Genomic DNA, 6,997 nt, shown 5'->3' with positions numbered 1-6,997 from the left:
GCAGCAGTGTGGGGTCCGCCCGCACCGGCGCCGGGCCGCTGCCGAGCGCCAGTGCGTACCGGCTGTCGGGGTACACGCCGTCCATCTCGGTCACCGCCTCGCACAGCACGGCGGCGGCATCGAGCGTGGTCACCTGGACATGGCGGTGGTCCGCAAGCTCGAGGCTCACGCGCTGCGCACCGGTGAACAGGTCGCGCAGCCGCGTCACCGCGAGGCGCATGCGGTCGGCGCTGATGCGACGCTCGTCCTCGTCGGTGCTCAGGGCCAGGATGTCGAGGTTGGTCTGCAGCACCGCCAGCGGCGTCCGGTACTCGTGGCTCACCAGGTCGATGAAGCGCGCCTGCTGGTCGCGCTCCCGCGTGCCGCGTGCGACCTCGACGAGCGCCTGTCGGCGCTCCGTGTCGAGGGCGCCGAGTCTGGCCGCCAGCGCCAGGTCCAGCGCGAGCATCGAGCCGAGGGCGGAGGCGGGCAGCGCGTAGAGGAACACCGCCTGATTCCACACCAGTCCCTGCATCAGCAGCGAGTAGGCGCCGATGCTCGCCATGGTCATGACGTTGGCGACGAGCATCGGGGCGCCACCGGGCGCGCCGCGCCGCCACGCGCGGGCGGCCATCCAGACCCCGACCGCGTTCATCAGCGGCAGGGTCGCCAGCAGCCGGCCGGTGACGGCCACGTTGTCGCCGGTGAGCGCAAACGCCACTGCGGCCGCCGCCGTGGTCCACGTCGCCCCTTCGTACAGCCAGTACGGCCACCCGTCTGCCCGCGTGAGGCCGAACAGGCGCCGATAGAAGGCGTGGCCGAGCGCCAGCGCGGCGATGGTCGAGAGGCCGGTCGCGTAGTGATTGACCGCCGGCCACTCAGGCGTGACGTACATGGACCACAGCCCGGCGGCGGCGCCGACGCTGGTGTGGAGGCAGATGATGTAGCCGAGGAACCAGAGCGCGAGCCGGTCGCGCACGTGCATCCACAGCGCCGCCTTGAGCATCACGATCGCCAGCAGCACCGCCGGGATCATCGCAAACAGTGCCTGCTCCCAGGCGGCGCGCGGGAAGAAGCGGTCCGGCGCGATCACGCGCGGCAGCGCGGCCAGCGTGCTGCTGGTCCTGATGCGGAGCAGGTACGTCCGCGGCTGCGCGTCGGCATGCTGCAGCTTGAACAGGAATCCGCGGTAGTCGACCTCGCGGCTCGAGAACGGCAGGGCGTCGCCGGTGCGGTGCTCGACGAAGCCGCCGCCCGGGCCGGGCGCATACAGCCGCACATCGTCGAGGAAGGCCGGCAGGAGATCGAGCCACCACTCGCCGGCAGGCGCGTCGACGGTGAAGCGCAGCCACCACGCGCTGTGCGTGTAGCCGTGCGCGAGTCCCTCGGCTGCCACCGGCCTGAACGCGTCCGAGCGCGCGACGTCGTCAGCCGTCCATGCGCCGGTCGGGTCTTCGAGTTCCGCCAGATCTCGCAGCACCGGCTCACCCGTGGATCCGGCCAGGCCGGCGCCTGCCGCAAGCCACACGAGCAGCGCAAGCGGGGCGAAACGGGCCAGGGACGTGAGGCGAGCGATCACTCGGACTCCGGGACGCGGGCGTGTGGGATCAGCGAAGTCTGATGGCAGGGATGCCGATGCACGTCCCCCTGGCGCCCGGGCCCAGTTCGTCGGGCCCCGAGGCGCGCTCCACGACGATGCGCGCGTCATCATCGCAGACAACGCGGATGGCGGTGGGGTGCGTGTCGCCATTCAGGTGCCCCAGCGTGAGGTGCGTTCGCTGCAACTGCCCGCAGGGGATGGTCAGGTCGGCCAGGGCCTGTTCGTGGCCCTGACCGCCGATCGCCACCACGTGCACGTGGGCGGGCACGTCGCCGGGGTTGGCCATCAGCACCACGGCCGCCGCGTCCTCGACGGCGTCCACGGGCAGCTCGAACTCGGAGCCTGGGGTGGCCGCACCGTCGCAGCCGAGGCCCTCCGCACGTCCGTCCGCGTCGGCGGCGGGCCACCACGTGCTCCGCTCGACGTCCACGGCGATGCCGTCCACCGACCGCACGTGCATGCCGAACGACTCGGGGCGGCGGAAGCCGGCATCCTCGCCCGCCGCGATCGTGATGCGGGCATGCGGCGCCACCACGTGCCGCCGGAGCACGGGCCCGTGGGTCTCTGGCAGGTAGCGGACGTCGACCGTGGCGGCAAAGCCGGCGTGGTTGGTGAGCGTGAGGATGGTCTCGGCCCCGCGGCCCGTCTCGCCGCCGGCGAAGTAGCGCGACGTGCCCACCACGCGCGTCACGTCCCGGCACGCCGCGCTTGCGCTGCGCACGACGCGCGCGCCATGCGGCGGCACGAGCACCGTCTGCCGCACGCGGGTGCCGCCGGTGAGGTGCTCGACCTCGGCCATCGCCGCCGCGTCGCCCACATTCTCGATGAGGAGGTGTGCCCCTGGCGCGGCCCCCGGATCCGGCTGGGCCTGCCAGCGCCCTGCCAGGCGCAGGCGCGGCCCGCCGTCGGCCGAGGCGGGGGTGTCGTCCCAGGCCACGGTACGGAGCACGATGGCCTGTCCGGCCAGGGTCACATCGATGGCGAAGGCGTGACCCTCGACGCCGGCCAGCTCGCTGGCATCGAGCGTGGAGCACGACAGCGGCGCCAGCTGCAGCGTGCGTTCGCGGGTCGACCCGTCGTCGAGTCGCAGCGCGACCTGCACGTCGACATCGGTGTCGGCGGGGTTGTGGACGCTGATCCACGTGTGGAACGGGAACCGCGCGTTGCCTTCGGCCTCGTAGTGCATGGTGGCGTCCGGAAGTGGTGTGCCAGTGCGTGACTGGTGGCGAGGCCGCGCCCCGCGCGCGACGGCCATTTCGGCAATCGGTCCGCATCGCCGGCGCTGGAGCCCACCAATCGCGACAAAGAACGACAAATGCCGACATCCGGGGATGTCGGCATCTGTCACAGGGTCAGGCTCAGGGCTCAGAGAGCTTTCCGAGTCCTGCGCCCTGAGGCGTAGTGCAGCCGAGGGCGCGACAGTGTCGTCGCGCCCTCGTGTAGTGCTTGCCTACTGCAGCGGGGTGGCCGGGAGGCTCACGCCACTGCGCCAGGCGCCGGTGCCGAAGGTCCAGTAGATGGACTGCTCGGCGAAGAACGGCACGCTGTTGAGGCCCTCCAGCTTGGCGCTGAAGCGCTTGCCGTCGGCGGCCGGGACGAAGGTGGCCGCGTTGATGGTCAGGCGGCGACCCGCCGGGATGGTCACGTCGGACGAGACCGGGGCGGTGCCGTCCTCGAAGGCGAGCGTCACGCGCACCAGCGCGTCGCTCGTGCCCGGGTTGGCGAGCAGCATGTACGTGCTCGCGCCGTGGCTGCCGCCCGCCACGCCGTCACCGATGGCGAAGGCGGTGTGCAGCGTGGAGTGCCCCGCGCTGCCATGGCCCTCTTCCCACGTGTCGGCATCGGCATCGGTGGACCACCACATGGCGCGCTCGGCCACGATGTTCACGCCGTTGGTCACGTGGACGTGCATGCCGAGGCCCTCGTTGTCGTCCCACTCGGCCTCGTCGCTGATGGGGATGGTCACGCGGCCGTACGGGGCCACCGCGTGCGTCGTCACGACCTCGGCCCCCGACTCGGGCAGGTAGCGCACCTGCACCTCGGCGGTGGTCGCCGTCGGGTTGGCCAGCAGCAGGAAGGTGTTGAACACCGGACCCGCCACGCCTTCCGCGAAGTACCAGTCCTGGCCTGCCGCGGGCGCGCCGACCGACGTCTCGCCGGCCTCGAACATGCTGCCCTCGGTGATGTAGGTGGCGCGCTCGGCGACGATCGGGTGCGAACTGCGCACCACCATGCCGAAGCCCTGATCGTCCATCTCCGGGCCTTCCTGGTTGACCCACACCGTGTAGCGCGAATGCGCCGGCACGACGTGCGTGCGGCTGACCCGCGTACCTGCCGCCGACACCAGGTACTCGATCTCGACGGTGGCCGGCTGGTCGGCCGGGTTGGTCAGCAGTGCGAACGTGTGCAGGCTACCGTGCGTGGTGCCCTCGGCGAAGTACCACGCCGACGACAGCTGCACGCCGCGCTCCGCGGCTGCGCCGATGCCCTGGTCGTTCCAGGTGATCGTGCGGTTGATGACCACCGACTCGTCGGCGTCCACGCGCATGCCGAAGGCGTGGCCCTGGATCCCGGCGATGGTGCTCGTGTCGACCGTCGTGCGGCTGCCGCCGGCGGCCTTCACCAGGTGGTGCACCACGGTCGCGTCATCGAGGTAGAACGTGATGTTGATCGCGGCCTCGATGGGCGACGGGTTGTACATGTTCACCCACGTGCGGAACGGGACCTGGGCGTTGCCCTCGGCGAAGTAGCGCACCGAGCGGCTGTCGGGGTGCGTGTTGTCGTCGTACTCCTCGCGGTTGGTCTTGCCGTCGCCATCCGGGTCGGCGTTGGCGTCGCTGGCGTCGTGCGGGTCCGTGCCGTAGAACTCCTCCCACACGTCGGGGATGCCGTCACCATCGGTGTCGGTGTCCGGCGCGGTCGGATCCATCGGGTGGGTCGGATCCGGCGGGGGCTGGTTCGGGTCGGTCGGCGGCGCCGGCGGCGCTGAATCCGAGGGGCGTTCGTACGGGGTGTAGGCCTGCACCAGCGTGCCCTGCCCGCCTGGCAGGATCAGCTGCACGTCGAGGGCCGAGCCTGCCGGCAACACAGGAGTGACCGCGCTGACCACCGAGTCGGACTCGACCATGACGGCCGGGGCCGGGACGCCGTTGATCAGGACCGTCGGCTGGACGACCGACGCGATCCGCGCGCTGGCACCCACGGGAGGCGCCTGCAGCGTGAAGCCGCCGCCGAAGATGCGGATGTTCACGCCGCCCGGCGCCGGGCCGGTCGCCGGGTACATGCGCGTCACGTAGAAGGGCGGGGGCGTGACCGTGAACGTGAAGGTGCGCTGCACGGTCGCCGTGCCGTCGTTGACGGCCACGGTGATCGTCGACACGCCCTGCTGGCCCACGGTGGGCGTCAGCGTGAACGTCGCCGTCGAGCCGCCGCCGTAGGTCACGGCACTCGCCGCGCCGATGGTCGGCGCGCTGCTCGCTGCGGTCACGGTGAGCGTGTCGCCCTCACCGCCGCCGGCCGAGATGCCGGTGAGGGTGATGGTCTGCGGACCGGCGGTCCACATCACGCTGACGTTGGAGGGCTGGTTCAGTGTCGGCGAGTCGTTGACCGCCGTCACGGTGAGGCTCACGGCGACGACGCCGCTGTTGGCGCTGCCGTCGGTGGCCTGGTAGGTGAAGCTGTCGGGGCCGTTGTAGTTCGCCGTGGGCGTGTAGGTGAAGCTGCCGTCGGCGTTGAGCACCAGCGTGCCGTGCGACGGGCCGCTCACGAGGACCGCGGCAAGCGGGTCGGCGTCGCCATCCACGTCGTTGTCGAGCACGCCGTTGGCGGCGTTGACCACCAACTGCACGTCCTCGGCCACGGTGTAGGCGTCAGCCGTCGCGGTGGGGGCCACGTTGGCCACGAAGGTGTCGTTGTCGGCGGCGCTGTTGTTGGTGGCGTCCTGGTCGGTCGAGCCCCCGGGTGCGGCGATGCTGGCCGCCATCGAGAGCGTGCCCGAGAGTCCGGCCACCGTGCCCGTGAGCGTGTACGTCACCGTGCCGTTGGCGGCGAGGGTCACCGTGTCGCTGATCGCGCCCGTGCCAGACGCCGCGCCGCAGCTGCCGCTGCCCGACGCCACGCACGTCCACGCGACGTTGAGCAGCGTTCCAGGAGGTGTGGCCGTCACGGTCGCGCCGGTCACCGTGGAGCTCGTGAGGTTCTGCGCCGTGATCGTGTAGGTCGGCGTCGCGCCGTTGCCGATGCTGCTCACGCCGTTGCTCACGGCCATGCTCAGGTCGATCAGCGTGTCGGCGGTCACCGTGGAGTTGACGAGCGGTCCGAGGAGTTCGGGCTCGCCCGTGCCGGAGATCCCGTAGTTGCCGGCGCCGATGACGGTGCCGTTGGACACGGCACCCACGTTCACCGTGACCTGGAAGGTGTACGTGGCGTTGACGTTGAGCGTGCCGACGTTGCAGGTCACGACACCGCCGGACTCCGCGCAGGCTGCCCCGGGGTCCGACAGGCTGGCGAAGGTCGTGTTGGCCGGGACGGCGAAGCGGATCACGCCACTGTCCAGTGCCGCGGTGCCCTGGTTGCGGCCCGTCACCGTGTAGGTCAGCGGGCTCGAAGCGTTCACCTGTGATGCCGCCGTCGCGACGACGCTCGGTCCGGGGATGAAGGAGCCGAACGCATCGACGTACACCCAGCCGGCGTGGCCACTCTGGGAACAGCCGGCCGCGATGGCCTCGAGCTCGATCACGTCACCGACCGCCAGCACCGCGTTCCCTGGCGCGATGTCGGCCGTCTGCCAGTTCGTGAACTTGTACGACCCGGCCGTCTGCCAGGGCACGCCCGGCTGGTTGGCGTAGGCGAAGTTCTCGTAGAGCGTCGTGCCGCGCGTCACGTTCCTGACGGCGATGAAGAACCACGGCTGCTCGTGGGGCGCGTGTCCCGGGTCGGCCAGCACCGGCGCGAAGGCGAGCCGGATATGGACCTTGCCATCGAGGGGGTCGATGTCGGAGCTCTGCACCGTGGCCTGCTGCTTGATCGCGTTGGCGTTGTAGCCGGTTCTGTTGTAGTTCACGACCGCCGCATAGTCGCCGAACCGCGGCACCTGCAGGACGCCGCCCGTCTGGGTCACAGACACCGAGAACGGGCCGCCGCCCGGGCTGCCGACGACAGAGCTGACGTCGGTGCCGCCCGCCGTCCGCACGATGTCATTGCCATCGAACGGCGAGGGCTGCGTCAGGCCGTAGTTGAGGAAGGTCGACTTGGTCCAGCCGGTGAAGTCGCCGGCTTCGAAGCCGCCGTTGGAGAAGAGGGCCATGCCGACGCTGGTCCACATGGCGAGGACCGCCAGTGTCAGCAGCGCGCGCCACCGTCGAAGGTGCAAGGTAGGAAGTTGCATGAGGAGTCTCCGTGCAGGTGGACACCACCCGC

The 6,997-nt window shown here is 71.0% G+C and carries 3 protein-coding genes; all 3 read right to left on the bottom strand.

The window, feature by feature from the left end; translation table 11 throughout:
• Nucleotides 1-1,558: 7TM-DISM domain-containing protein (locus ACIRDX_RS18865; protein WP_396626987.1), on the bottom strand; the 1,558-nt coding region annotated here is incomplete at its 3' end.
• 28 nt (nucleotides 1,559-1,586) lie between these two features.
• Entirely contained in the window at nucleotides 1,587-2,765 is a 1,179-nt protein-coding gene (locus ACIRDX_RS18860; protein WP_396626986.1) for a hypothetical protein, read from the bottom strand.
• A gap of 264 nt (nucleotides 2,766-3,029) precedes the next feature.
• The gene (locus tag ACIRDX_RS18855; protein WP_396626985.1) at nucleotides 3,030-6,965 is read right to left on the bottom strand and encodes a cadherin-like domain-containing protein; all 3,936 of its coding nucleotides are present in this window, start codon (nucleotides 6,963-6,965) and stop codon (nucleotides 3,030-3,032) included.
• Nucleotides 6,966-6,997 lie beyond the last annotated feature (32 nt).

The sequence above is a fragment of the Luteitalea sp. genome, from assembly GCF_044337415.1.
Taxonomy (GTDB): Bacteria; Acidobacteriota; Vicinamibacteria; order Vicinamibacterales; family Vicinamibacteraceae; genus Luteitalea.
The sequence above is the reverse complement of the archived record's forward strand: the minus strand, read 5'-3'. Positions and strand labels throughout refer to the sequence as shown.

Coding starts and splice junctions, on each gene's coding strand:
- ACIRDX_RS18855 (WP_396626985.1), bottom strand. CDS start 6,965: ATGCAACTTCCTACCTTGCACCTTCGACGGTGGCGCGCGCTGCTGACA.
- ACIRDX_RS18860 (WP_396626986.1), bottom strand. CDS start 2,765: ATGCACTACGAGGCCGAAGGCAACGCGCGGTTCCCGTTCCACACGTGG.